This window comes from Terricaulis silvestris, assembly GCF_009792355.1.
Taxonomy (GTDB): domain Bacteria; phylum Pseudomonadota; class Alphaproteobacteria; order Caulobacterales; family Aquidulcibacteraceae; genus Vitreimonas; species Vitreimonas silvestris.
In genome coordinates this window covers 3,722,323-3,746,695 of sequence record NZ_CP047045.1, presented here as the reverse complement: position 1 = coordinate 3,746,695, position 24,373 = coordinate 3,722,323, and the positions used below count along the sequence as shown (strand labels likewise).

General features: G+C 63.9%; 24 protein-coding genes. 14 read left to right on the top strand and 10 right to left on the bottom strand.

Annotated features, from left to right (window positions below; genetic code table 11):
• The first annotated feature begins 8 nt into the window (after window positions 1-8).
• Window positions 9-749, top strand: coding sequence for a DNA polymerase III subunit epsilon (gene dnaQ / locus DSM104635_RS19170; RefSeq protein ID WP_158767848.1), 741 nt, complete (start codon window positions 9-11; stop codon window positions 747-749).
• On the opposite strand, the gene secB is transcribed toward dnaQ, so the two are convergent.
• The gene (secB, locus tag DSM104635_RS19165; protein ID WP_158767847.1) at window positions 746-1,255 is read right to left on the bottom strand and encodes a protein-export chaperone SecB; all 510 of its coding nucleotides are present in this window, start codon (window positions 1,253-1,255) and stop codon (window positions 746-748) included. The genes dnaQ and secB overlap by 4 nt on opposite strands.
• A gap of 155 nt (window positions 1,256-1,410) precedes the next feature.
• On the opposite strand from secB, the gene DSM104635_RS19160 reads away from it, so the two are divergent.
• From DSM104635_RS19160 to hslU, 5 genes are all read left to right on the top strand, one after another.
• On the top strand, window positions 1,411-2,010 hold the full coding sequence (locus DSM104635_RS19160) for a Tim44/TimA family putative adaptor protein (RefSeq protein WP_158767846.1): 600 nt from the start codon (window positions 1,411-1,413) through the stop codon (window positions 2,008-2,010).
• Window positions 2,007-2,516, top strand: a complete 510-nt coding sequence (locus tag DSM104635_RS19155) for a Smr/MutS family protein (protein ID WP_158767844.1) — start codon at window positions 2,007-2,009, stop codon at window positions 2,514-2,516. The genes DSM104635_RS19160 and DSM104635_RS19155 overlap by 4 nt, the downstream gene beginning before the upstream one ends.
• Before the next feature lie 147 nt (window positions 2,517-2,663).
• Entirely contained in the window at window positions 2,664-4,772 is a 2,109-nt protein-coding gene (locus tag DSM104635_RS19150; RefSeq protein ID WP_158767841.1) for a putative bifunctional diguanylate cyclase/phosphodiesterase, read from the top strand.
• 31 nt (window positions 4,773-4,803) lie between these two features.
• Window positions 4,804-5,352 carry an ATP-dependent protease subunit HslV gene (hslV, locus tag DSM104635_RS19145; RefSeq protein ID WP_158767840.1) on the top strand — a complete coding sequence of 183 codons (549 nt, stop codon included), beginning with the start codon at window positions 4,804-4,806 and terminating at the stop codon, window positions 5,350-5,352.
• A gap of 50 nt (window positions 5,353-5,402) precedes the next feature.
• Window positions 5,403-6,707 (top strand): ATP-dependent protease ATPase subunit HslU, encoded by a 1,305-nt coding sequence (hslU, locus tag DSM104635_RS19140; protein WP_158767838.1) that lies wholly within the window; start codon window positions 5,403-5,405, stop codon window positions 6,705-6,707.
• Here the strand turns inward: hslU and DSM104635_RS19135 are convergent.
• Complete coding sequence (locus DSM104635_RS19135; RefSeq protein WP_158767836.1) at window positions 6,704-7,702, bottom strand: adenosine kinase; 999 nt, start codon at window positions 7,700-7,702, stop codon at window positions 6,704-6,706. The two genes, hslU and DSM104635_RS19135, sit on opposite strands and share 4 nt — an antisense overlap.
• A gap of 35 nt (window positions 7,703-7,737) precedes the next feature.
• Between DSM104635_RS19135 and DSM104635_RS19130 the strand changes: the two genes are divergently transcribed.
• Together DSM104635_RS19130 and DSM104635_RS19125 are read left to right on the top strand one after the other, a co-directional pair.
• On the top strand, window positions 7,738-8,184 hold the full coding sequence (locus tag DSM104635_RS19130; RefSeq protein WP_158767834.1) for a hypothetical protein: 447 nt from the start codon (window positions 7,738-7,740) through the stop codon (window positions 8,182-8,184).
• A 1-nt stretch (window position 8,185) separates the two neighbouring features.
• Window positions 8,186-9,067, top strand: a complete 882-nt coding sequence (locus DSM104635_RS19125; RefSeq protein WP_158767833.1) for an ATP-grasp domain-containing protein — start codon at window positions 8,186-8,188, stop codon at window positions 9,065-9,067.
• On the opposite strand, the gene nth is transcribed toward DSM104635_RS19125, so the two are convergent.
• A complete protein-coding gene (gene nth, locus DSM104635_RS19120) occupies window positions 8,995-9,693 on the bottom strand; it encodes an endonuclease III (RefSeq protein ID WP_228445765.1) in 699 nt (232 codons plus the stop codon). The two genes, DSM104635_RS19125 and nth, sit on opposite strands and share 73 nt — an antisense overlap.
• A gap of 46 nt (window positions 9,694-9,739) precedes the next feature.
• Between nth and DSM104635_RS19115 the strand changes: the two genes are divergently transcribed.
• Entirely contained in the window at window positions 9,740-10,231 is a 492-nt protein-coding gene (locus tag DSM104635_RS19115) for a DUF2244 domain-containing protein (RefSeq protein WP_158767829.1), read from the top strand.
• On the opposite strand, the gene dapB is transcribed toward DSM104635_RS19115, so the two are convergent.
• Window positions 10,228-11,034 carry a 4-hydroxy-tetrahydrodipicolinate reductase gene (gene dapB / locus DSM104635_RS19110; RefSeq protein ID WP_158767827.1) on the bottom strand — a complete coding sequence of 269 codons (807 nt, stop codon included), beginning with the start codon at window positions 11,032-11,034 and terminating at the stop codon, window positions 10,228-10,230. The genes DSM104635_RS19115 and dapB overlap by 4 nt on opposite strands.
• A gap of 363 nt (window positions 11,035-11,397) precedes the next feature.
• On the opposite strand from dapB, the gene DSM104635_RS19105 reads away from it, so the two are divergent.
• Window positions 11,398-11,655 carry a hypothetical protein gene (locus DSM104635_RS19105; RefSeq protein WP_158767825.1) on the top strand — a complete coding sequence of 86 codons (258 nt, stop codon included), beginning with the start codon at window positions 11,398-11,400 and terminating at the stop codon, window positions 11,653-11,655.
• 57 nt (window positions 11,656-11,712) lie between these two features.
• Complete coding sequence (locus DSM104635_RS19100; RefSeq protein ID WP_228445764.1) at window positions 11,713-12,411, top strand: L,D-transpeptidase; 699 nt, start codon at window positions 11,713-11,715, stop codon at window positions 12,409-12,411.
• 141 nt (window positions 12,412-12,552) lie between these two features.
• On the opposite strand, the gene dnaJ is transcribed toward DSM104635_RS19100, so the two are convergent.
• Window positions 12,553-13,716, bottom strand: a complete 1,164-nt coding sequence (gene dnaJ / locus DSM104635_RS19095; protein WP_158767823.1) for a molecular chaperone DnaJ — start codon at window positions 13,714-13,716, stop codon at window positions 12,553-12,555.
• Window positions 13,717-13,825: 109 nt separating this feature from the next.
• On the bottom strand, window positions 13,826-15,754 hold the full coding sequence (gene dnaK / locus DSM104635_RS19090; protein WP_158767821.1) for a molecular chaperone DnaK: 1,929 nt from the start codon (window positions 15,752-15,754) through the stop codon (window positions 13,826-13,828).
• 277 nt (window positions 15,755-16,031) lie between these two features.
• Between dnaK and DSM104635_RS19085 the strand changes: the two genes are divergently transcribed.
• The gene (locus tag DSM104635_RS19085; RefSeq protein ID WP_158767819.1) at window positions 16,032-16,682 is read left to right on the top strand and encodes an alpha-ketoglutarate-dependent dioxygenase AlkB; all 651 of its coding nucleotides are present in this window, start codon (window positions 16,032-16,034) and stop codon (window positions 16,680-16,682) included.
• On the opposite strand, the gene DSM104635_RS19080 is transcribed toward DSM104635_RS19085, so the two are convergent.
• On the bottom strand, window positions 16,627-18,009 hold the full coding sequence (locus DSM104635_RS19080; RefSeq protein WP_158767818.1) for a M48 family metallopeptidase: 1,383 nt from the start codon (window positions 18,007-18,009) through the stop codon (window positions 16,627-16,629). The two genes, DSM104635_RS19085 and DSM104635_RS19080, sit on opposite strands and share 56 nt — an antisense overlap.
• Window positions 18,010-18,114: 105 nt before the next feature.
• On the opposite strand from DSM104635_RS19080, the gene DSM104635_RS19075 reads away from it, so the two are divergent.
• Both DSM104635_RS19075 and DSM104635_RS19070 read left to right on the top strand, forming a co-directional pair.
• Window positions 18,115-18,993 carry a dienelactone hydrolase family protein gene (locus tag DSM104635_RS19075; RefSeq protein WP_158767816.1) on the top strand — a complete coding sequence of 293 codons (879 nt, stop codon included), beginning with the start codon at window positions 18,115-18,117 and terminating at the stop codon, window positions 18,991-18,993.
• Between the two features lie 174 nt (window positions 18,994-19,167).
• Complete coding sequence (locus tag DSM104635_RS19070; protein WP_158767815.1) at window positions 19,168-20,235, top strand: aldo/keto reductase; 1,068 nt, start codon at window positions 19,168-19,170, stop codon at window positions 20,233-20,235.
• A gap of 81 nt (window positions 20,236-20,316) precedes the next feature.
• Here DSM104635_RS19070 and DSM104635_RS19065 read toward each other — a convergent pair whose 3' ends face one another.
• The 3 genes from DSM104635_RS19065 to hrcA all read right to left on the bottom strand — a co-directional run bounded on the left by DSM104635_RS19065 (window position 20,317) and on the right by hrcA (window position 24,303).
• The gene (locus DSM104635_RS19065) at window positions 20,317-22,488 is read right to left on the bottom strand and encodes a PPC domain-containing protein (RefSeq protein ID WP_158767813.1); all 2,172 of its coding nucleotides are present in this window, start codon (window positions 22,486-22,488) and stop codon (window positions 20,317-20,319) included.
• Between the two features lie 181 nt (window positions 22,489-22,669).
• Complete coding sequence (grpE, locus tag DSM104635_RS19060) at window positions 22,670-23,215, bottom strand: nucleotide exchange factor GrpE (protein ID WP_158767811.1); 546 nt, start codon at window positions 23,213-23,215, stop codon at window positions 22,670-22,672.
• Entirely contained in the window at window positions 23,212-24,303 is a 1,092-nt protein-coding gene (gene hrcA, locus DSM104635_RS19055) for a heat-inducible transcriptional repressor HrcA (protein ID WP_158767809.1), read from the bottom strand. The genes grpE and hrcA overlap by 4 nt, the downstream gene beginning before the upstream one ends.
• Window positions 24,304-24,373: the final 70 nt, after the last annotated feature.

Genomic DNA, 24,373 nt, shown 5'->3' with positions numbered 1-24,373 from the left:
CCGGATTCATGCGCGAAATCGTGTTCGATACGGAAACAACGGGTGTCTTCCCGGACCACGCGGAAGCGGAATTCCGCGACCGCATCGTCGAGATCGGATGCGTCGAGATCGTCAATCTCGAACGCACCGGCCGTGAGTTTCACGTCTATCTCAACCCCGAGCGCAGCGTGCCGGAAGAGGTCGTGCGCGTGCATGGCCTCACGCGCGATTTTCTGCTGCAGCACTCCAAATTCGCGGAAGTCGCGGACTTGTTCCTTGAGTTCGTCGGGGACTCTCCGCTGGTCGCGCACAACGCCGCGTTCGATCAAGGCTTCATCAACGCAGAGCTACGCCGGCTCGGCCGCACGGAGGCGCCGTCGGATCGCTTCATCGACACGCTTCAGATCGCACGCAAGAAATTTCCCGGCGCGTCCTGCTCGCTCGATGCGTTGGCAAGGCGTTATCAGCTTGATCGCTACGGCTTCGACCTTGCCGCGCGCAAAGGGGCGGGGGGCCACGGCGCTCTGATCGACGCGCGCATTCTGGCAGAAGTATATCTTCAGCTCAGAGGCGGCCGCGAACAGCGGCTTGTGTTCGAGGCGGAAGTTCCGATCGAGAGCGCGGAATCAGCGCGGCCGGTGCAGTTCATGCGTCGCGAACCGCGCACGGCGCCGCTTGCGTCACGCATGAACACTGAAGAGATGGCGGCGCACGAAGCGTTCATCGCGACGCTCGGCCCCAACGCGCTCTGGCTGAAAACCGGAAGCTAGAAGCCGGCTTGCTTTGCGAGCGGCTCCGCGCCCCGTTCTTGGCGTTCGCGTAGCTCGGCCCAGTAGAGCGGCGTGAAGTCGATCGGGTTGATCAGCAGCGGCGGGTAGCCGCCCTCGCGCGTGATCTCAGCCAAGATCTGGCGCGCAAATGGAAACAACAGGCGCGGGCACTCGACCCAGATCAACGGCTCGATGTCTTCTTGGCGCACGTTCATGAATTGGAAGACGCCGGAATAAACCAAGTTCACCGAGAACATCGTCTCGTCGCTTCGCCGCGCAGTGACATTGACGCAGAGATCGACCTCGAAGGCGTCGCTGCGCTCGCCCATCGACCGCGACTTTACTTCGACGCCCATGTCGATGGTGGGCTGCACATCGTAGGCCTGCGCCACGGCGGCTGCAGGATTACGGAATGACAGTTCCTTCACGTACTGTGTGAGAACTCTCAGATGCGGGGAATCCGCTGGTACAGGGGCGCCTTCAGGCGTGGCGGCGTGCTGGTTCATGCGCCAACTCGTGTTTGAAAATGGCCGGGGGGAGGCCCGCTACCATGCTGCGGGTCCGGCGCCAACGCAACCAAGCTGGCGGAGGGCGCCTGTTGGCACTATCTTATGTGGGTATGTGCTAACCCCGTCGGTTTGGGGCGCTCGGGAGCAGTTCGTTGGATCAGGGCACGATCGAGATTCTGGTGCTGGCGTTCGTCGCCGGTTTCGTTCTGTTCCGGCTCTACACCACGCTTGGCCGCCGCACTGGCGCTGAGCGCCCAGAGCCGCGCCCGGCCCCCGCGCAGGCCGGATTGGCGCCTGATGTCGCAGCGCCAACGCCGTTTCCCGCCGCACTGCAAGGTGGGGCCGCAGCGGATGGTTTGATGGCGATCGTCCGCGCCGACCCGAGCTTCGACGCCGAGTACTTCGTCTCGGGCGCGCGTGGCGCTTATGAACTTATCGTCAACGCTTTCGCCAAGGGCGACAAAGACGCGCTGCGCGATCTGCTTACGCCGCGTGTGTATGAGTCTTACGTGGCGGCGATCACTGCCCGTGAAGAGAAGGGCGAGCTTGGACCCGAGCTGGTGCGCTTGAAGAGCGGCGAGATCGCCGACGCGGCTCTGCAAGGCGATATCGCGCGCGTGACCGTGAAGTTCGAAGCGGAATTGGCCGAGGGCGCCCATGGCGTGCGCGATGCGCGCGAAAAGTGGACGTTCGAGCGCGATGTGCGTTCGCCCGATCCGAACTGGCGTTTGGCGCGTGTCACCGCTGCGTGAGCAAGCGCGGCCGCGATCTCACTGACGAAGAAAAAGCTCTGTGGCGTCGCGTGGCGTCACACGTAAAGACGCGCAAGAAGCTGTCGCCGGAGCCCGCGCGGGATGTCGCGCGCGAGCGACCGGCGCGTGCATCGCCGACGCCGCGGCCACAAACGCCAGTCGTCAAATGCCCTGTTGCCACACCGCCGGCAAACCGCGCCGGCGAAAAGCGCGTGCGTCGCGGCAAGCTGGATATCGGTGCTTCACTGGACCTGCATGGCCATACGCAAGACAGCGGTCGTGCTGCGCTTGGCCGCTTTTTGCACGGGGCGGCAAAGCGGGGCGAGCGCACCGTCATCGTGATTACGGGCGCTGGTCGCGGTGGGGAGGGGGTGCTGAAGCGGGCCTTGCCGGAGTGGCTGGCGGATAGTGATTTGCGTGCGCTCGTGAGCGGCTTCGCGCAAGCGCATCGCAGCCATGGCGGCACTGGCGCGTACTACGTTTTCCTGAAGCGTCCGCGGGATTGACCGCTTTTCGCAATGCTTGCTTAAACGTGGTTGACAGAGTCTTTCCAAAAAACGCGCTGAAAACAGAGCGTTATTCAGCCCGCCCTAACCAAATCGCCGCAAATGTCCCACGCGCGTGCGCGCTTATGCGCGCTCTCTGGAGACGTCATGCGGCCGATTAAGAGCCTCGCTTCGCTGCGCCGCCCCAAGGGGCTGGCTGCGCGCGCGGTGCTGTTCACCAGCTTGTTGCTCGCCGTGACAGCGGCTGTGTCGGCGGCGACGCTGCTGTTCGGCGCGCAGCGCGAAAGCGAGCGCCAGCAGCTCCAAACTACGCGCGCGCTCGCCATGCACATGGCCACGATAACCGGCGAGATGATGGCCGAAGGGGACATGGCCACGATGCGGGCCATGATCACGCAAACCGCCGAGCGCGCGGATGTACGCCGGCTCTCGGTGCGCGACGCATCGGGCGCGGTGATCATGGAAAGCGGCGGCGCGATGCCGGACGCACTGGTGATCGAATCCGTGGCGGCGAGCGTGCTGCAAACGCAAACGTTCCAATTCCAGCGCAGTCGAGACGACGGCTTGGCCTTGGGCGCACCCATTGTGCGCGACGGACACTTCGTCGGTGTCGCGCTCATCATGTGGGATGGCAGTGCTTACCGGTTTGCCGCCTTCTCGGCGCTTGCGCCGTTCTTGCTGATCATCGCCTGCATCGGCCTCGCCGCGATTCCGTTGACGGCCTACCTCGTTCGCCGCGCCATCGCGCCGTTGGACGAACTCGCACGGTTTGCTGAAGGCGTCGCTGAGCGGGGAGAAGCGGCGCCGATCGACTTGCGCACCGGCGATGAGTTCGAGACCCTGGCAAACGCCTTCAACAGTATGACGAGCCGCCTCGACGCGTCGATGCGGCAAATCCAGGAAATCGCGTTCGTCGATCCGGTGACACGGTTGCCGAACCAGGATCGGTTTGTGCGTGAAATCGATCACTTCATCCTGCAGACGGCCGAAAAGCCGGAAACTGGTGTTGTTGCGGTGTTCGAGCTGCAACGGCTGCCGCGCTTGATGCAAACCTTGGACAACCTCACGGCGCGCGAGTTCTTGCGCGTTGTGGCTGAACGCCTGACCGCTTCTGTGCGCACGGTCGATCGCACCATTCGCTTGTGTGCTGCGACCGAACGCGGCGCAACCGTAGCGCGGATCGGCGTCGCGGAGTTCGCGGTGTTCGCCCCTGGGGTTGCGTCGCAGGCCGACGCCGCGCGCTTTGCACAGCATTTGAACGCCGCGCTTAACCAAGCCTTCGATTGGCGCGGCCACAAGCTGACGCTGGGCGCATGTTGCGGTGTGGCAATGGCGCCGCGCGATGGACGCGACGCGGACTCGGTGATCCGCCACGCACGCATGGCCTTGGGCGCAGCACAGACCGCGCCTGCGCGGCTCAAAGTGTTCACGCCCTCTCTCGACCGCGAAGCTGTCGCCCGCATCACCCTCGAGCGCGAAATGCGCGGCGCATTGGAGCGCAACGAGTTTCGCGCCTACTTCCAGCCCAAGATCAATTTGGCGACCGGCAGGATCGAAGCGTGCGAAGCCCTGGCGCGTTGGATCCGTCCAGACCGTACCATCATCAGCCCCGGTCGCTTCATTCCGGTCGCCGAAGAGAGCGGGCTGATCGGCGCCTTGTCGGACGCCATCATGCGCGAAGCGTGCTGGAAGGCGGCGTCCTGGGCGCGAGCAGGGCGGCCGACGAATGTCGCGGTGAACGTCTCGGCGCTGCAGTTCCGAGGCGACAAGTTCGCCGATCAGGTACTGCGCATCGTCCAGCACGCCGGCCTCGCGCCCTCGCAACTCGAATTGGAAATCACCGAGTCGGTAGTGATGGAAGATCCCGATCGGGCGCTACACGTGATCCGCCCGCTGAAGGAAGCGGGTGTCCGGTTGGCGATCGATGATTTCGGCTGCGGGCATTCGAGCTTGGCCGCGTTGTCGAAGCTGCCGTTCGATGTGATCAAGATCGATCAGCAATTCATTCGCGCGTTGGAGCGCGGCGATCCACAGTCCGCGGCAATCGTCGAGATGATCTTGGCGCTGGCGCGCACGCTCAACATGGAAGTCGTGGCTGAAGGCGTGGAGCGGCGCGAAGACGTGGACTTCGTCGCGGCGCGCGGCTGCCATTGGGTGCAGGGCTTCCTCTTTGGCGCGGCCGTGTCGGCGCCCGAGTTCGGCGAAATGCTGCGCCGCCAGGCCGGCGAAGAGATCGAAGCCGAAGACGCGGCTTGATTGCGGCGGGTCCGTCCGCCACATCAGCGGCATGAGCGAACAACAAAATTGGCATGGCACGACGATCCTGTGCGTGCGCAAGGGCGGCAAGGTCGTGATCGCCGGAGACGGGCAAGTCTCGGCGGGACCGACCATTCTAAAAGGCAATGCGCGCAAGGTGCGCCCACTGGCGAACGGCGCCGTGATCTCGGGATTTGCCGGCGCCACGGCCGATGCATTCGCCCTATTCGAACGGCTCGAGCAGAAGCTGGAACGGTTTCCCAGTCAGCTTGCGCGCGCTTGCGTTGAGCTGGCGAAGGACTGGCGCACGGATCGCGCGCTCCGGCGTCTTGATGCGATGCTGATCGTGGCGGACGCGCGGGAGACGTTTCTCATCACCGGCGCCGGCGATGTGCTTGATCCTGAGCACAAAGTGATTGCGGTCGGCTCCGGCGGCAATTACGCGCTGGCTGCGGCGCGCGCGCTTTACGACCACATGGACGACGCCGAAGCCATCGCGCGCAAATCCATGGCTATTGCAGCCGATATTTGCGTCTACACCAACGGCAATCTGACCGTGGAAACGTTGTCCGAAACGTGACCGTGCGCCGCCCTTCACGCGCGCCATCCGGCCCGTTAAGTCAGGGCCCATTGACCCATTTCTCGCCGCGCGAAATCGTCTCGGAACTCGATCGCTACATTGTCGGCCAGCACGACGCCAAGCGCGCCGTCGCCATTGCGCTGCGCAATCGCTGGCGACGCAAGCAAGTGCCGGAGGATCTGCGCGAGGAAGTGACGCCGAAGAACATCTTGATGATCGGGCCAACGGGCGTCGGCAAAACCGAAATCGCGCGGCGGCTGGCTAAACTAGCGAACGCCCCGTTCCTGAAGGTGGAAGCCACCAAGTTCACCGAGGTCGGCTATGTCGGCCGCGACGTCGAGCAAATCATCCGCGATCTCGTTGAAGTCGCACTAAACATGGTGCGCGAGACGCGCCGCCGCGAAGTGCGCGCGCGCGCCGAAGCGGCGGCCGAAGAGCGCGTACTGGATGCCCTGGTGGGGCAGGGCTCGTCGGCGGCGACGCGGGAGTCGTTTCGCAAGAAGCTGCGCAACAGCGAGCTTGGCCAATCGGCGGTCGAGATTGATGTCGAGGACATGGGTTCGCCGCTCGGCGCCATCGATATTCCCGGCCAACCCGGCGTGGGTATGGTCAATATTGGCGACATTTTCGGCAAGGCGTTCGGCCGGCGGACGAAGCGCGTGCGCATGACCGTGGATGAGGCTTACGAGCCGCTGATCCGCGAAGAGAGCGACAAGCTGGTCGATCAGGACGCGCTGGTGAAGGAAGCGCTCCGCGTGACGGCCGAAGACGGTATCGTGTTTCTGGATGAGCTGGACAAGATCGCATCGCGTTCCGAACGGGTGGGCGGCGGGGATGTCAGCCGCGAGGGCGTGCAGCGCGATCTGCTGCCGTTGATCGAAGGCACCATCGTCAGCACCAAGCATGGTCCGGTGAAGACGGACCACATCCTGTTCATCGCTTCGGGCGCTTTCCATGTCGCCAAGCCGTCGGATTTACTGCCGGAATTGCAAGGCCGCTTGCCGATTCGTGTGGAGTTGAAAGCGCTTACGCGGGAGGATTTCCGCCGCATTCTGACCGAGCCGGAAGCGAGCCTGGTCAAGCAGTACAAAGCATTAATGCTAACTGAGGGCGTGACGCTCGACATTACCGATGAAGCCGTGGCGGCGATCGCGGCGACAGCGGCGGACGTGAACGCCGCCGTCGAGAATATCGGCGCGCGCCGGCTGCAAACCGTGATGGAACGGCTGCTCGACGACATCAGCTTCACTGCGCCGGACCGCAACGGCGAAACCGTGCACGTTGACGCTGAGTACGTGCGCATACACGTTGGCGATCTCGCCAAGAACGCTGATCTGTCGCGGTTTATTCTCTAAACGCGAAAGCCGTGCTTCAGCGCGAGCGCGCGGAGATTTTGCTCCGGGCGCGGCCCCATATGCGAGATTACTTCCGCAGCTGCCAATGAAGCGAAACTGCCGCACTCGGCCAATGGCCGCTCCTGTGCGAAACCGAACAGGAACCCGGCAGCGTAGAGATCGCCGGCGCCGGTGGAATCGACCACTTGGTCCACCGGGAAAGCCTTTACCTCGACCGTGGCCCCGCGCGCCGCGATCAACGATCCGGACGCCCCGCGCGTGACAGCGACCACCGGGCAATCCCTGCGCGCGGCCGCCATGGCCACGCCGAGGTCGTCGCTTTCGTACAGCGAAAGGATCTCCGATTCATTCGCGAACAGAATGTCGACGTGTCCGGAAACCAAATGGCGAAAGCTATCGCGGTGCCTGTCGACGCAGAATTTATCGGACAAGGTGAGCGCAACTTTACGCTTTGCAGTACGCGCGATCTCCGCGGCATGAACGAAAGCCGCCTTTGCTTCGTCGCGGTCGAATAGATAGCCTTCAAGAAACAGCGTCTCACCGGCGCCGATGAGATCGGCGTCGATGTCTTCCGGCGATAGCAAGGTGGATGCGCCGAGATACGTGTTCATCGACCGGTGGCCGTCTGGCGTGATCACGATCAGCGATCGCGCCGTGCCTGGCGGAGCGGACCGCGGCGGCGTGTTGAACCTCACGCCCGCGGCGCGGAACTCTTGCGTGAATCGTGCGCCGAGTTCGTCGTCAGCGACTTTGCCGATATACCCCGCGCGGCCGCCGAAGCTTGAAACGCCTGTCACCGTGTTCGCGGCAGACCCGCCCGCGGCTGGCGTGGCCGACGTGAGCCGCGCCGTGAGGTGATCGGCGCGCGGCTCGTCGATCAAAGTCATCGCATCCTTGGTGATGCCTTCTTCAACCAGGAATGTCTCGGAGACCTGTTGCTGAATGTCGATGATGGCATTGCCGACGGCGACGACGTCGTAGCTCGAATTGGACATTACGGAATCCTGTGGGGGTTGAGGCGTTTAAGCGCGTGGCGGTTGGTCTGGCAAGCATTGCGGTGTCGGGTTTTGAGCGGCATTGTCGCGCCATGCGATTCATCATTCCGCTCGTCGCCCTTGCCCTGCTCGCCGCGTGCGAAACAACGACGGCAACAGCGCCGACCGCGACCCCCACGCCAACCGCTTCGGCGCCGGCGTCGTCGCGTGTTGGGCAGATGCTTGCGACCGCGGGGCGCGATAACGCTGCAACCCAAGCGGATGTGGTCCGCTTGCTTGGCGCACCCGATATCGAGCGCCACGAGGGTGCGGGCACGGCGCTGACGTACCGTCTTGAGAATTGCGCGCTGTTGCTGTTGTTCGTCGCCGATCAGCGCAACGCTATGCGGCTCGCGGAAGCGCATCCGAGCGCACGGCGGCCAAGCGAGCCGGCGCCGAGCTTGGAAACATGCGCGGCGGAAGCATCGAACCGCGGTTCGTAAGATGCGGCGCGTTGCGTATCTGACGGGGCGCTCGTATCGCGGCACGCCGTTGCCGCCAGGCGTGGTGCCGGATGCTGAGACTGTAAGTCTTGGCCTGATCAAGGACGCGGGCGCCGCACGCGGGATTGCGTTCGATGTCGTCTATTGGGACGAGATGGATTTGGCGTCGCGCGGGTACGAGCTGGCGGTGATCCGCACCTGCTGGGATTACACGAGCCGTGCGCGACAGTTTCTCGATACGTTGAGCGCGCATGAGAGCGCTGGCCTGCGCGTGCTGAATTCGTCCGACGTTGTGCGCTGGAATTTTCGCAAGACATATCTGAAAGACCTTGGCGCTGCGGCGATCGAGACGGTGTGGGCGGACAAGGTCGATGAAGCCACGGTGACGCGTGCGTTTGACGAGCTTGGCGCAGACGAGATTGTGGTGAAACCGCAAGTCGGCGCGGGCTCGGTGGCTACGGTACGTTTGAAGAAAAACGCGTGGAGCGCGGGCGATCTCGCCGACGGTCCGCCGGGCGCCGCGATGATCCAACCGTTCCTCAATTCGATCGCGACGGAAGGGGAGCGCTCGCTGTTTTGGTTTGGCGGCGTGTTTTCGCATGCGATCCGTAAGGTGCCGGCGAGCGGCGATTGGCTGGCGAACATTCCAGGGAAAACTCACTTTGTTGCGGAAGCAGCGCCTGCTGCTGCGATGGAAGCTGCCGAAGCGGCGCGGGCTCGAGCGCCGCAGGATTTGCTTTATGTTCGCATCGATCTCGTCATGGCCAACGACGGCAGTTGGCGTGTGATCGAGATCGAGGCGATCGAACCTTATCTCTTCTTGGACTTCGCGCCTGAGGGCGCCGGCTTCTTTGTCGACGCGATCGCGCGCGTCTTGGGCTGATACAAGCAGATATCGGCGATGACGCAACGCGGGCATTCGGGTTTGCGCGCGAGACATGTGTAGCGGCCATGCAGGATCAGCCAGTGGTGTGCGCCGTGGAGATATGCTGGCGGCGTGATGCGCATCAGTTGTGTTTCGACGTCCGCGGGTGTCTTGCCGTCGGCGAGGCCGGTGCGGTTGGCGACGCGGAAGACGTGCGTGTCCACCGCGATTGTGCCTTCGCCGAAGATCTCCATCAGCACCACGTTTGCGGTCTTGCGGCCGACGCCGGGGAGGGCTTCGAGCGCTTCGCGGTCGTGCGGGACTTCGCTGTTGTGGTTGGCGATGAGCGCTTCCGATAGCGCGATGACGTTCTTGGCTTTGTTGCGCCAGAGGCCGATGGTTTGAATCTGCTTGCCGAGTTTTTCTTCGCCGAACGCGACCATTTTTTCTGGCGTGTTGACGGTCTTGAACAGCTCGGCTGTCGCGCGGTTTACCCCTTTGTCGGTGGCTTGCGCGGACATCACCACGGCCACCAAAAGTGTGTACGGGTTGACGTAGTCCAGCTCCGTCTTGGGATCGGGCCGAACTTTGGCGAGGCGCGCGTAGAGCTCTTTGGCTTTGGCTTTGGTCAGGCGTTTTGCCACTGAAAGGTCCCTTGGCGCGCGGCGCGGCGGCGTTAGTCTAACGCGCATGACCCCGCGCTGGGAACGCACGCCCGCGCCGCCGGAGCTGGATGGCGCGCTTTATATGGATGCGGAGCTGCGGCCGCATCGCAGCCTGAGCGTCGCCGCGTTCAAGCTGATGCTGATCGGCGTGATCGTGATCAACGTTGCGGTGGCGGTGTTCTTTTGGGTGCAGGGCGCGTTTCCGGTTGCGGGTTTTCTTGGGCTGGACGTGTTGGCGTTGTGGTTGGCGTTTCGGTTCAATTACAAGGCCGCGCGGCGTGTGGAGCGGGTGCGCGTCGTCGCGGGCAAGGTGCATGTGGCCAGCTTTGATTCCGATGGCGAACGGCACTGGGTGCTTAATCCGTTGTGGGCGCGGGTGGCGCGCGACGGGCCGGGTGTACTCATTCGCGCAGGGAAGGGGCAAATGCGGATCGGCGCGTTTCTCTCGCCGAAGGAATGCGAGTCGTTTGCGGCGGCGTTGGACGCGGCGTTGTTTCGCGCCAAACGCGGCGCTTAGAGACCGAGCACATCTTGCATCGAATAGAGCCCCGGCGGTTTGTCCGCGACCCAGAGTGCTGCCGCCAGCGCGCCATCGGCGAACACGGCGCGATCGAGGGCGCGGTGGGAGAGCGTGACGATCTCGCGCTCGGAGACGAACGCCACGTCGTGATCGCCGACGATGCCGCCGCCGCGAATGGCGGAGAAGCCGATGCCGCCGTCGGGGCGCTCGCCGGTGATGCCTTCACGCAGTTTGAGACGCGTGTTGTCGAGCGAGACGTCGCGGCCTTGCGCAGCGGCTTCGCCGAGGAGCAGGGCGGTGCCGGAGGGCGCGTCGACTTTGCGGCGGTGGTGGGCTTCGGTGATCTCGATGTCCCAGCCTTGGCCGAGCTTTGCCGCGGCTTGGCGCACGAGGCCGGCGAGCAGGTTCACGCCCAAGCTGAAATTGCCGGAGCGGACGATGGCGATGCGCTTGGCGGCGTCGGCGACGCGCGCTTCTTGTTCGGCGCTCAAGCCGGTGGTGCCGATCACGGCGGCTTTCACTTGCGTGGACGCCAACGCATCGAGCGCGTCGAGCGTTGCTTCGGGGGTTGTGAAATCGAGCCAGACATCGGCGCTGGTGGCGGCGGTGTGGACGCTATCGGCGGCGGCGATGCCGAAGCCGTCGCCGCCCGCAAGCGCGCCCAGATCCATGCCGAGCGCGTGTGAGTCGGTGCGTTCGGTGCCGCCGGCGAGACGGAAGCGGTTGTCGGCGGCGGCGGCGGCGATGATGGCGCGCCCCATGCGGCCGGCCGCGCCGGCGACGGCAATGGAAACAGTCATGCTCACCTCATGACGGTTCGCGGCGTTACCCGCAAGCGGCGCGCCGGTTTCTGGCCTTTGCTTCGTGCCGTCCGCCTTCGCCAAGGCTTCGGCGGGACACTTTCGCTCACACGAAAGTGGGAGCGGGGCGCGCGGTCCGCACATCGGTAGTCCGTAGGGCTGTTCATCTCTGAACCGCGCTGCGCGCTTCGCGCGCCCCGTTTTCCGGTCGTTTTCCTTGCTTGAAAGCCGGCGCGTTATGCGGCGGCTGACACGCTGCCGAGGAACAACTTCTTGCCATCCGCGTTGCGTCCGCTTGGGAGGCCGCTTGCGGTGAGGGGGTACGTTGCGATCCGCAACCGCGCAGAATGAGGGAACTTTAGAATGAAACAATATCTGACAGCGGCGCGTACACTCGGCGTCGTGATCTTCGCCGCTCTGAGCCTTGGCGCCTGCGCCACCCGGAGCGACATTGAAGCGATTAATTCGCGCCTCGATTCAATCGACGCGCGTGTGCAGAGCGCGGCCCAGAGCGCCGAATCCGCCAATCAGTCGGCGCAGCGCGCCAACCAACGGCTGGACCAAATGGAAGGCCGCATCCAGCAGCTCGAAACGCAACCGGCTCGCCGGGCGCGCGGTTAGTACCGTCCTGCACAATTCGTGACGACGGTTTGACTCGGGGAGATAGGGAACCGCCTCATGAGCATGTGGAGGCAAACAATCAGGGCCGTTGTTGGCTCGCTGGCGCTGGCGTTCGCGACCTTCGGCGTGGCCGAAGCCGAGGATGCCGGCGCACAAGCGGATTCCGCCGTCGATCAGCTTCCGCCAGGCCAGGATGTGTCCGAGACCGCGATTGAACTCGCGGGCTGGGTTGTCGCCACCAGGGATAGCCAAGGCTATCCGTTCGCGATCATCGACAAGCGCGCCGCACAGATCTTGGTGTTCGGTCCCGACGGCCGTCTTCGCGGTGCGGCGCCTGGGCTCTTTGGCTCGGCGACCGGAGATCATGTTGCACCGGGCATCGCTGGTCTCGCGCTTCGCGAAATCCCGGGCCGTGATCGCACAACGCCTGCTGGTCGCTTTATAGGCGGTTTCGGCCCGTCAATCGACGCGGGGCGCGTGCTGTGGGTGGATTACGAGTCCGCGGTCTCCATCCACCCTACCGCTACGGGCGTCGCGACGGAGAGACGCGCCGAACGCTTGGCATCGCCCTCGCCGGACGACAACCGTATCACCCACGGCTGCATCAACGTCGCGCCCGAGTTTTACGAAAGCGTCGTCCTTTCCACGTTCGAGAGAGGCGGAGTGTTCTACATCTTGCCCGATGCGGCATCGCTAGCGGAGACCTTCCCAGGGTTCGCGCCAAGGACGCTCCCAACACGGCAAGCTGGCCATTGAATGCGCGCGCGGCGCGCCGATGGATCAGGGGCGCATCCGCATTGCCTTTGGCGTTCAAGGCAAATCCTCATAGCGCCAAGCCCGGAGGGTCTCGCGGAGGTCTATGAAGACAGAACGTCCACTCCCTTCGAACCACCGACCCTACCGCGTCGGTGGCTCAGTGTTGGCTTCGAAGAAGTGCTTCATGCTGTCGAAGAAGCCTTTGGACTGCGGGTGGGCTTCTTCGGTGCAGTCCTTGGAGAATTCTTCCAACAGCTTCTTTTGCTTGGCGGTGAGGTTTACCGGCGTTTCGACCAAGAGCTCGACATGGAGATCGCCGCGGTCTTTGCCGCGGAGATGGGTCATGCCTTTGCCCTTGAGGCGGAAGCGTCGGCCGGTTTGGGCGCCGGCGGGAATGGTGACCTTGGCGCGATCGCCGTCGATGGTTGGGATTTCCATCTCGCCGCCGAGCGCAGCTTTGCACATCGGCGCGGGGGCGCGGCAGTAGAGATCGGCGCCGTCGCGCTCGAACAGCGCGTGCGGTTTCACCGAGAGGAAGAGATAGAGATCGCCCGGCGGGCCGTTGCGGATGCCGCCATCGCCTTCGCCGGCGAGACGGATGCGGGTGCCGTCTTCGACGCCAGCGGGGATCTTCACGGAGAGCGTGCGCTCCTTCTGGGTGAGCCCGCGGCCGCCGCAGCTCTTGCACGGCGTTTTGATCGATTGACCGCGGCCGTGACAAGCAGGGCAGGTGCGCACGATGCGGAACATGCCTTGGCTGGCGCGCACTTGGCCGGCGCCTTGGCAGGTGGCGCAGGTTTCGAGCGGCGCTTTGCCTTCAGAGCCGGTACCGCCGCACGGTTCGCACGCTTGCGCGCGCGGCACGACGATTTCGCGCTCGCTGCCGCGGAAAGCTTGCTCGAGCGTGATCTCGACGTCGTAGCGCAGGTCGTTGCCGCGTTGCGGGCCGTTGCGCGGACCAGCACGGCCGCCGCGCGAGAACATCTCCTCGAAGCCGCCGCCGAAGATTTCGTTGAAGAGGTCGGAGAAGTCGCCAGCGCCTGCGGCGCCGCCGAAGCCGCCGCCAGGGCCGCCGCCTTGGAACGCGGCTTTGCCATAGCGATCGTAGGCCGCGCGCTTCTCGGGATCCGAGAGCACGGAATAGGCTTCGCCGATTTCCTTGAACTTATCTTCGGAGACTTTGCAGCCCGGGTTCTGGTCCGGGTGCAGCTTCATCGCGAGCTTGCGGAAGGACGACTTGATCGTGGCCGCGTCAGCGTCGCGGGCGACGCCCAGCACTTCGTAATAATCGCGACCGGCGCTCATGATTGCACTGACATGAGAAAGAGGCGGCCGCCTCGCAAGGAGGAGCGCCGCCTCGTGTCAGTTGGAAGAAAGCGCCGCCGCATCGCTTAACCTCAAAGCCGATCCGCGCTTAAGCGCTTTTCTTGTTGCTGCCGTCGACTTCCTCGAAGTCGGCGTCAACTACGCCTTCTTGGTTAGGCTGGCCGCCTGCATCGTCGTCGCCGCCCATGCCCCCTTGGCCCGCGCCGCCGTAGAGCGCTTCGCCGATCTTCATCGACGCTTGCACAAGAGCCTGCGTAGCCGAGGCGATCTCGGCGGTGTTGTCGGTCTCGAGCGTTGTCTTCAGCGTTGCGATCGCGGCTTCGATGCTGGCCTTGTCGCCTGCTGGAATCTTGTCGCCGTTTTCGACCAGCTGCTTTTCAGTGGCGTGCATCAGAGCTTCGCCCTGGTTCTTGGCTTCCGCGAGTTCACGGCGCGATTTGTCTTCGCCGGCGTGCTCTTCGGCTTCCTTGACCATGCGTTGGATGTCGCCATCCGAGAGACCGCCCGAGGGCTGAATCCGCATCGATTGCTCTTTGTTGGTCGCCTTGTCCTTGGCGCCGACCGAGACGATGCCGTTGGCGTCGATGTCGAAGGTGACTTCGATCTGCGGCATGCCGCGCGGGGAGGGCGGAATGCCGACGAGGTCGAACTGGCCGAGCGGGCGGTTGTCCGCCGCCATTTCGCGTTCGCCTTGGAAGACGCGAATGGTCACGGCCTGCTGATTGTCTTCAGCGGTCGAGAAGATCTGGCTCTTCTTGGTCGGGATCGTGGTGTTGCGTTCGATCAGGCGCGTGAACACGCCGCCGAGCGTTTCGATGCCGAGCGAAAGCGGGGTGACGTCGAGCAGCACGACGTCCTTGACGTCGCCCTGCAGCACGCCGGCTTGGATCGCGGCGCCAACGGCGACGACTTCATCCGGGTTCACGCCCTTGTGCGGGTCGCGGCCGAAGAATTCTTTCACGACCTGCTGGATCTTCGGCATGCGCGTCATGCCGCCGACGAGCACGACTTCCTTGATGTCGGAGGCAGAGAGTCCAGCGTCCTTCAGCGCGGCCTTGCACGGCGCGATCGTCTTCTGAACCAGATCTTCGACCAGCGCTTCAAACTTTGCGCGCGTCAGTTTCATATTGAGGTGAAGGGGATTCCGAGTATTCGGGTCTTGCGTGATGAAGGGGATATTCACTTCGTAGTCGCTGCGCGAGGAAAGCTCCTTCTTCGCCTGCTCGGCCGTCTCTTTCAGACGCTGAAGCGCGTCCTTCTGCTGACGCAGATCAACGCCCGTCTGCTTTTTGAACTCATCGGCCAGGTAATTGACGATCCGGATGTCGAAATCCTCGCCGCCGAGGAAGGTGTCGCCGTTGGTTGAGCGCACTTCGAACACGCCATCGCCGATCTCGAGGATCGAGACGTCGAACGTGCCGCCGCCGAGGTCATACACGGCGATGGTCTTGGTGCCGGGTTCCTTGGTTTTGTCCAAGCCGTAGGCGAGGGCGGCCGCGGTCGGTTCGTTGATGATGCGCAGCACTTCGAGACCGGCGATCTTGCCGGCGTCCTTGGTGGCTTGGCGCTGGGCGTCGTTGAAGTAAGCGGGAACCGTGATGACGGCCTGCGTCACCGGTTCGCCGAGATAATCCTCGGCCGTCTGCTTCATCTTCTGCAGGACGAACGCGGAGATTTCGGACGGCGCGTATTTTTTGTCACGGCCTTGGATCCAGGCGTCGCCGTTGGGACCCTGCACGATCTTGTACGGAACAAGCTCGGCGTCCTTCTTGGTGATCGGATCATTGAAGGAACGGCCGATCAGGCGCTTCACGGCGTAGAACGTCTGCTCGGAATTCATCACCGCTTGGCGCTGCGCGGTAAGACCGATTAGGCGTTCGCCATCGTCGCGGAAGGCGACCACAGATGGCGTGGTGTTCGAGCCTTCAGAGTTCGCAATCACTTTGGGAGAGCCGCCTTCCATGACGGCGACGCACGAATTCGTCGTGCCCAGATCGATCCCGATGACTTTGCCCATCTCTACGTCCTCATTCCTTTCTTCAGCGGCGCGGCTCGGCTTCTTGGACCCAAATCTTGGCGTCCCCGATGCGCGCGTCCTGCCTCTAGTCCAAATATTAAATCGGCCCGTCGCCCCCTCAAGCTTCGAGCCGCCTTCGTTCCGGGTTCATGTGGTGTATCCCCCGGAAGGTGCAAGCCTTTCCGGCGACCTATCCGCATTCGCCGCATGGGAATAGGGGATGGGTTGCGGGGCGGCGGAACAAAAAAGAAACCGAATGCCTAGATAGGCGGAGAAGATGACCCGCGCGAGCGCCGATCTTGATGGCTTCCGCCTGTGGCCCGGCTTGCTCAGCCGCGCCGAGCAGGAGGCGTTGCGCGACGAGGTGTTCGCGCGGATGCGGGCAGGGCCGCTCTACATTCCGCGCATGCCGAAATCCGGCGCGCCTATGAGCGTGCGCATGACCAACTTCGGCCCGCTCGGTTGGGTCACCGACAAAGAGCACGGCTATCGCTACCAGGCGACGCATCCCGACACCGATCATCCGTGGCCAGCGATGCCGCCGCGCGTGCGGGAATTGTGGGACGAGCTTTCCGGTTACGCCGCGCCGCCGGAGGCATGCCTCGTGAACTATTACGAGACGGATTCGCGCATGGGCCTTCACGTCGATAGCGACGAAGACGCGTGGGATGCGCCGGTGCTGTCGATCTCGCTTGGTGACACCGCGCTGTTTCGTATCGGCGGCGTGTTGCGCTCCGACCCGACGCGCAGCGTGCGCCTTGCATCAGGCGACGTGTGCATGCTCGGGGGCCCAAGCCGGCGCGCGTATCACGGCGTCGATCGCGTGATGCCGGGCACCTCGCGGCTGTTGCCGAAAGGCGGCCGGATCAATCTCACGGTGCGGCGGGTGACGATGCCGGCGGCGCAGGCTCAGCAGGCGCAACAGTAGCGCTCGGCGCGTTTTCAGGACGCGCGCTCATGACGACGAAGTCCGGTCGCCAACCGGCAGGCGGTCCGCCGGGGCCAGCGGGATAGCGACCTGCCGCCATTTCGTGCGCTTTCCATTGCATCGCCATGCGCACGCGCGCGTAACCCGACGGGTGATCGTAGAAGAACCATTCCTCGAGCGCGCTTGGCTCCATCTTGCGATACTCACTGAGCAGCAGCGCGGCTTCAGCGAAACCATCCGGTTCGCGCGAAGCGTTCAAGCCGAAGATGTCGGCCTGACTCTCGTGGAAACGCACGATGTTGTTGTTGATCGGCATGGAGATGATGCCGAGGAACGAGATGATCGCGAACAGGAGCGGCATGCCGGCGGGATCGGCGACGCCTCGGACGCCCCATCGCTCGCCTTTACTGACGCGCTCGAAGATCAAGTTCGCCAGCGCGAATGTGATCGCGATCAGCACCAACAACATCAGCAGAATCGACATCACGTGCCGCAAGACATAGTGGCCGATCTCGTGCCCCATCACGGACCGCACCGCGCCAGGCGATGCGCGCTCGATCAAGGTGTCGGACAGTGAAACGCGGGTAGTGTCGAGAAAGCCCGAAACGTTTGCGGTGACACGGTTGGTTTGGCGCGAGATGTCGAACTCCAGCACATCGTTCACCGGAACGCCGTTGGCCTGCGCCATTTGCAGAATGCTGACCTTCAGCGCGCCTTCGCGCATCGGCTGGTACTCGTTGAAAATCGGCGCGATGTAGACGGGCGCGAGCATCACCGCCACAGCGGCGAACGCGCCCGCGAAGATCGTGCCCCAGATCCACCAGGTGCGTTTGGTGGCGCGGATGATGAGATAGAGCAGGGCGATCGCGATGGCGCCAATCGCCAAGCCGATAGCCGAGGCTTGCAGATACTCGGTGAACCAGTGCGCAAAATCTTGCGTCGAGAGTCCGAATTCGTGTTCGCGCACGAAGCCGACGTAGTAGCTGAACGGGAAAGTGAGGACGGTGGAGACGAACTGGTAGAACAGCGCCATGCCGAGCGCGACGAGGAAGTAGAGCTTCACCGTCTTCTCGAGCCCCGAGCGCACACTCTTGGCCCAGCCTAGCATCATCATGACCATCGAAATCGCGATCGACAGGATCGGCCCGACGAATGCGATGATGTAGCCGCCTTCGAAATAGCGGTTCGATCGCGCGGTTGCTTCGGGCCCCATGGTGTCAAGCCAGGCGCGGGTCGCGGCTTCGGGGTCGAAAGCAGGCGCCGCGGCCATTGCCGGCGCAGCAAACAGAACCATCGCCGCGAACGCGGCCAATCCGATCAAACGCATCCCGATCCCCCAAGATTTTTCTGGCCGCCAGCCTTACGCCGCCCCACATCTCGCGCAAGGGGACGCGCGTGGCGCGCGGTCCGTTTGCGATAGGGGAGCCCGCGCGTGAGACTGCTGACGCCCGAAGGCAATTTCGATCCCACCCGCCGCACCATTGCGACGTCGCTCTTCTTCGCCGGCTACGCCTCCGCTGCGGTGTCCTCGTGCGCGTCGCCGGTGACGACGCCAAGCGATGAACTGATCGTGGAAGACGTACACATTCCCGGCTTCAACAATTATCGTTTGCCCGCTTATGTCGCGCGGCCGAGCAGCGCGGGCCGCAAGGGTGCAATCATCGTCGTCAATGAGATTTTCGGTATCCATGATTACATCAAGGATGTCTGCCGCCGCTTTGCGCGCGAAGGTTACGGCGCCATCGCGCCGGACTATTTCGACCGCGCCGGCGATCCGGCGCCGATGACGGATTTCAACGCCATTCGCGAAATCGTGGGCGCGGCGACGTACTCGCAAGTGATGGGCGATACGTCAGGCGCGATCGATTGGCTGAAGGCGCAGTCATTCGTGAATGACGACGCCATTGGGATCACCGGCTTCTGTTGGGGCGGCACAGTTGTATGGATGGCGGCCGCACATCTCACCAACATCAAGGCCGGCGTTGCGTGGTACGGGCGCCTGGTGTCGCCCGAGCCTGGTGGCTTCGCGAATGAGGCCGGCCGGCAATGGCCATATGACGTTGCTGCGTTGATCGAGGCGCCCGTGCTCGGGCTCTACGCCGGCGAGGACCAAGGCATTCCGCTGCAGACTGTCGAGAGCATGCGCGCGGGCTTGGCGGCGGCCGACAATCCGACGGGCTCGGAGATTGTCGTCTATCCGGGCGTTCATCACGGCTTTCACGCCGACTATCGCGATAGCTACAATGCAGAGGCCGCGGCGGATGGTTGGGCGCGTGCGTTGGCGTGGTTCCGCCAGCACGGCGTGCGCTGACGCCACGACAATCTCGACAAAACGCCGATCTCATGTTAGTAAATGAAGGTCGCGCCAAATCTGGCGCGGCTCTCCGACCTTCACGTCTCACATCGCTCTCATGACGCCGCACACGCGTGCGCCCGCGATTGCTCGAACGCAGGCCGGACTTTCGCGTCCATAAGGAACTTGAGCATGCGCTATCGCAAACTGGGCCGCACCGGCCTTGCCGTCTCCGAAATTTGCCTCGGCACCATGACGTTCGGCGGCGACGGTTTCTGGAAAGTCATCGGTGCGCTGGAGCAGGACACCGTCACCAAGCTGGTGAAGTCGGCGTTCGACAAAGGCGTCACCTTCATTGACACGGCGGACATCTATTCCAACGGCATGTCGGAGCAGGTGACAGGCGAGGCGATCAAGGACTTGCCGCGGGACGAATTGGTGATCGCCACCAAGGTGTTCGGCCGCATGGGCGCCTACGGCGCCGGCGAGCGCTCGCCGGAAGCGCAACGCCGTTTCGACAACACCAACGTTTGGGGCCTCTCGCGCAAGCACATCTTCGACTCGGTCGAGGACAGCCTGAAGCGCTTGCAGATCGACTACATCGATCTCTATCAAGTTCACGCCTTCGACCCGGTGACGCCGTTGGAGGAAACGCTTGGTGCGCTCGACGATCTCGTGCGCTCCGGCAAGGTCCGCTACATCGGTCTTTGCAACTTTGCCGCTTGGCAGATCGCCAAATCGCTGGCGGTGTCGGACAGGAACGCGCTGGCGCGGTTTGACTCGCTGCAGATGTATTACTCCATCGCCGGCCGCGATCTTGAGCGCGAGATTGTGCCGCTGGCCAAGGATTCCCAGCTCGCCATTTTGCCGTGGAGCCCGCTCGCTGGCGGATTCCTCTCCGGCAAATACACGCGCTCCGGCGCACCGACGGAAGGCGCGCGTCGTGTAGCGTTCGACTTCCCGCCGGTCGATAAAGAAAAGGCCTACGACATCATCGACGTGATGAAGGAGATCGGCGATGCGCGCGGTGTCTCGGTTGCGCAGATCGCTCTCTCGTGGCTCTTGCACCAGAAGCACGTCACCAGCGTCATCATCGGCGCCAAGAACGAGCAGCAGCTCGCGGACAATCTCGCCGCTACCAGCGTCGAATTATCGAGCGATGATCTGAAGCGTTTGCACGATGTGTCGAAGCTGAAGCCGGAATATCCGGGCTGGATGCTCGAGCGCCAAGGCGGCGAGCGCACGGCTAATCTGAGCTAGTCGCTCAAAACACCGCGCATAAAAAAGCGGCGGCGCTCTTGTCCAGCGCCGCCGCTCCGCATGCATCCCCCGGCGTTCTGCCTACTGACGCATGATCGATACTTGATACCACCCCGTCGAGCCGCCAAGGCCGCTCGCCTGGATGAGGAAAGTGCCCGCATTCTCCGGCGTGAACTGCAAGCGCGCGTCCATGCCCGAGCCGCTGTCATCGTCCGAGGTGACGCGTGTGCCTTCACCGTCGGCAATGGTGAGGAATGCGTCGCCGAGCGGATCGTCGCCGTGGCCGTTGACCTCGATCACGTAGCGCACGCCAGCCTCCAGTTCGACGCGATAGGCATCGATGTCCCCAGAGATTTCGATGTTGCCGATGCGATCGTCGCCGGCGGCATCGAGCATTTCGTCGGTGTAAGCATGGCCCGGCACGTCTGTGTCGATGACGCGCAGCTGATATCGCCCGGCGCCCGATGAGTTGAAGGACGAGACGCCCGCGAAGTACGAACCGCCGGTTGGCGAGGTGAAGCCAAGATACGAATTCACGCCAGAGCCGCCGTCATCATCGACCGCGACTTGTGCGCCTTGCGAGTCGTAGATCGTGAGTAGCGGATCGGCGAGCGGATCGGGATCCATGCCATCGGCATAGAAGCGATAGGGCCGCCCCTCGATCAACTCGACTGAATACCAGTCGGTGTCGTCCGGCGTGCCGATCGTGCTGACGCGGCCTTCGCCGTTCGGCGCGATGTACTCGGCCATTTCCGCTGAGCCGCCGATTTCACCGCCCGTGATGGAAACCGCATAACGGCCCGCGGCGTCTTCGGTGAAGCCGCGCACTTCGAGGTAATGCGTCCCGGCTTGCGTCGCCGAGTACTCGAACCACGCGTTCAGTGCGTCACCGCCATCATCGTCGCGCAAGATTTCCGCGCCGTCCGGCCCGTAGAGGACGAGCAGAGGGTCGCCGAGTGTATCCGGCGTGCCCGTGCCGGCGAGGCCAACGCGCAAGCCTTGGCCTTCAGCGAGGTTGAGGCGATACCAGTCGCGATCGCCAGCAGGCGAAAGCACGCCTTCGCGATAGTCGCCATCGGGCGTGAGCGATGCGTCGGTGGTGTTGTCGGCCGGAATGTCGCCCTCGCGCACGCCGAGCGCGTAGCCGCCGGTCGATGCTTCGCCGAAGGCGCTGGCGCCGAGGAAGTAATTGCCGGTGCTGGGCGCGGTGAACTCAAGATACGAGTTGAAGCCTTCGCCGCCATCGTCGTCCACGCCGACTTCTTCGCCAGCGCTGTTATAAACGTGCAAGAGCGGATCGGAGAGCGGGTTGGCGCCTGCGCTGTTCAGCGTGAAGCGGTAAGATTGCCCTTCCTGCAAGCGAATGCGGTACCAATCCTGATCCGCCGGAAAGCTCAGATCGCCTTCAACGTTGCCACCGGCATTGATCCGGCCACGCGTGTTGCGATCTCCCGAGGTGTTGTCGCTCGGCGCGCGCTCGGTGCTAACGCTGAGCGTGTAGGCCCCGGTATTGGCGTCGGCAAAACCGCGCGCCTCGACGAACACGTCGCCGTTTTGGGTCGGAACGAACTCAAGCGCCGAGTTCAGGTCGTCGGCATCGTCATTGCTGGCGAGTTCGTTTCCTTCTCCGTCAACAACGCGCAGGAAGGGGTCCGCCAGCCCGCCGTCACCGCCTGCGTTGGAGAGGGTGATGCTGTAGCGCTGGCTTGTGCGGGCGCTGAGCCGGTAGAAATCGCCGTCGCCTTCGTATTCGATGTTGCCAGTGACCGGGCGTCCTGCCTGAATGCGCGCGCGGGTGCTCACGTCGTTGCCGACGTCATCAGTGGGCGCCGGGCCGGATGAAACCGCCAGGCGATACGGACCCATGCCGGTGTCCATGAATGCGCCGACTTCGACGAACACGTCGCCGCTTTCCGACGGCGACCATTGCAGCGCGGCGTTCAGCGTGCCGTTGGCGTCGTCGTTGAAGGCGAGCTGGTTGCCCTCCGCGTCGTAGATGCCGATCATCGGATCGACGGCGGCGCCTTCAGCGTCCGGCACGCCATCCAAAGCGAAGCTGTAGCGTTGGCCTTGTTCGACGCGGAGCCGGTACCAATCCTTGTCGCCGGCAGGGGAGAGTTCGCCACTGGCGGCGCCGTCCAGCCGCGCTGTTGTGCTCGCGTCACCGGCGGGATCGGACTGCTGCGCCGAGGCCGAAGCCGTGAACATCAAAAGCGCAGCCGTGGCCGCGCCGAAAAACAGCTTCCCCCGCATCGTCGTCTCCTCGATTCCCGCCTTCTAGCGAGCGCACTTGAACCACGGCGAATGCCGCTCGTCGCCATGGTTAACGATCATTCATGTTCCGCGCAAAGCCGGATTCGGGCCGAAACACGGCTTTCCGACGCGCAAATGCAGACCCTCGCGAGGCCGGCGCATAGCTGCTTGTGGAGAACGGTCAGACCGTGATGTCGACGTTCGGCGCGCCACCAGCGGGGCCGGCCGAAACCAGCACCATCGCTGCGCGCACTGTGCGATCGCCCAGCACATAGCCGGGTTGCATCACTTCAAGCACCGTCCCGGCAGGTGTGTCGCCCGGCGCCTGCGCCACGGCTTGGTGGATGTTCGGATTGAAGGCGTCGCCCTTGGCGCCAACGCGCCTCAGCCCGTGTCGCGCGAACGCCTCCAGCAGCGCTTTCTCCGTGAGCTCGACGCCGGTCAGCAGATTGCGGAAGCCTTCGTCGACATCGTCGCGCGGCGCCGCGGCAAGCGCGCGAGACAATGAATCGGCCACCGGCAACAGGTCCGCGGCGAAGCGGTCGATCGCGTAGGTACGCGCATCCTGCACCGTGCGGTCGGCGCGGCGGCGGGTGTTCTCGACCTCCGCCAGCGCGCGCAACATTTCGTCACGCGCCTTTGCCAGTTCCGCTTCGAGCGCGGCTGTGGGGGAGGCAGCGTCCGTCTCCGGCGCGTCATCGACCGTGGCGTTGCTTTCGTCCGTCATTCCCGTCCTCGTTCCTTGCCGCGTCCGTCGAGCACCCGGCCGACAACGCGTGCTGTATAATCCACCACGGGTATGACCCGGGCATAGTTCAGTCTGGTCGGGCCGATCACGCCCAGGGCGCCCACGACTCGCCGTTCGGCGTTCATATAGGGCGCGACGATCAAACTCGACCCCGACAGGGAAAATAGCGAGTTTTCCGAGCCGATGAAGACACGCACGGCGTCGCTGGCCTTGGCCAGATCGAGCACCTGTATGAGTTCCCGGGTCTTTTCCAGGTCGTCGAACAGGCGGCGCGCCCGCTCAAGGTCGGCGACGGCCTGCTGATCTTGGAGCAGGTTGCCGCGCCCGCGCACGATGAGCGAGCGCCCGAGCGTCGGATCCTCGCCAGACCATTCGACCAAGCCGCTTTCCACCAGCTTCGCGGCGGCTTGATCGAGCGCTGCGCGATCGCGCGTCAGCGCGTCCGAGGCTTCGGCGCGCGCTTCGGCCAGTGTGCGGCCTTTGAAGCGGGCGTTGAGATAATTGGCGGCTTCGGCCAACGCGCCCGATGGCATGTCCGCCGGTGTGTTGATGACGCGGTTTTCGACCTGGTTGTCTTCAAACACGAGGACCAACAGAGCTTGCCCAGGCCCGATCGAGACGATCTCGGCGTGACGCACCGGCGCATCGCGCTCCGGCGTGACGACCAGTCCCGCGCCACCGGCGAGACCAGAAAGCAGTTCGGACGCAGCGCCCATCACGTCTTGCGGGTTGGCGCCGGCATTGCCGATGCGCGCATCGATCTCGCGCTTTTCGTCCTCGGGCAGATCGCCGAGCTGCAGCAAGCTATCGACGAAGAAGCGCAAACCCTGCTGCGTCGGCCGACGTCCGGCCATCGCGTGCGGCGCTTCCAGCAGCCCCAGGCCAACCAGATCAGCCATCGTGTTGCGGATCGACGCTGGCGAAAGCCCGACGCCGCCCAGGCGCGATAATGTCCGCGACCCAACCGGCTCGCCCGTCGTCAGGTACGACTCCACGATCTCGCGGAAAATCTCGCGCGCCCGTGCGTCGAGCGTCGAGAGATCGGAGGAGGAGGGTGGCAGCGCCATGGCGTCCCCTAGGTAGCGCCGCTTGCTCGCTACGCAAGCGTGGCTGGACGCGGCGCGCTGCTTCGGTCAT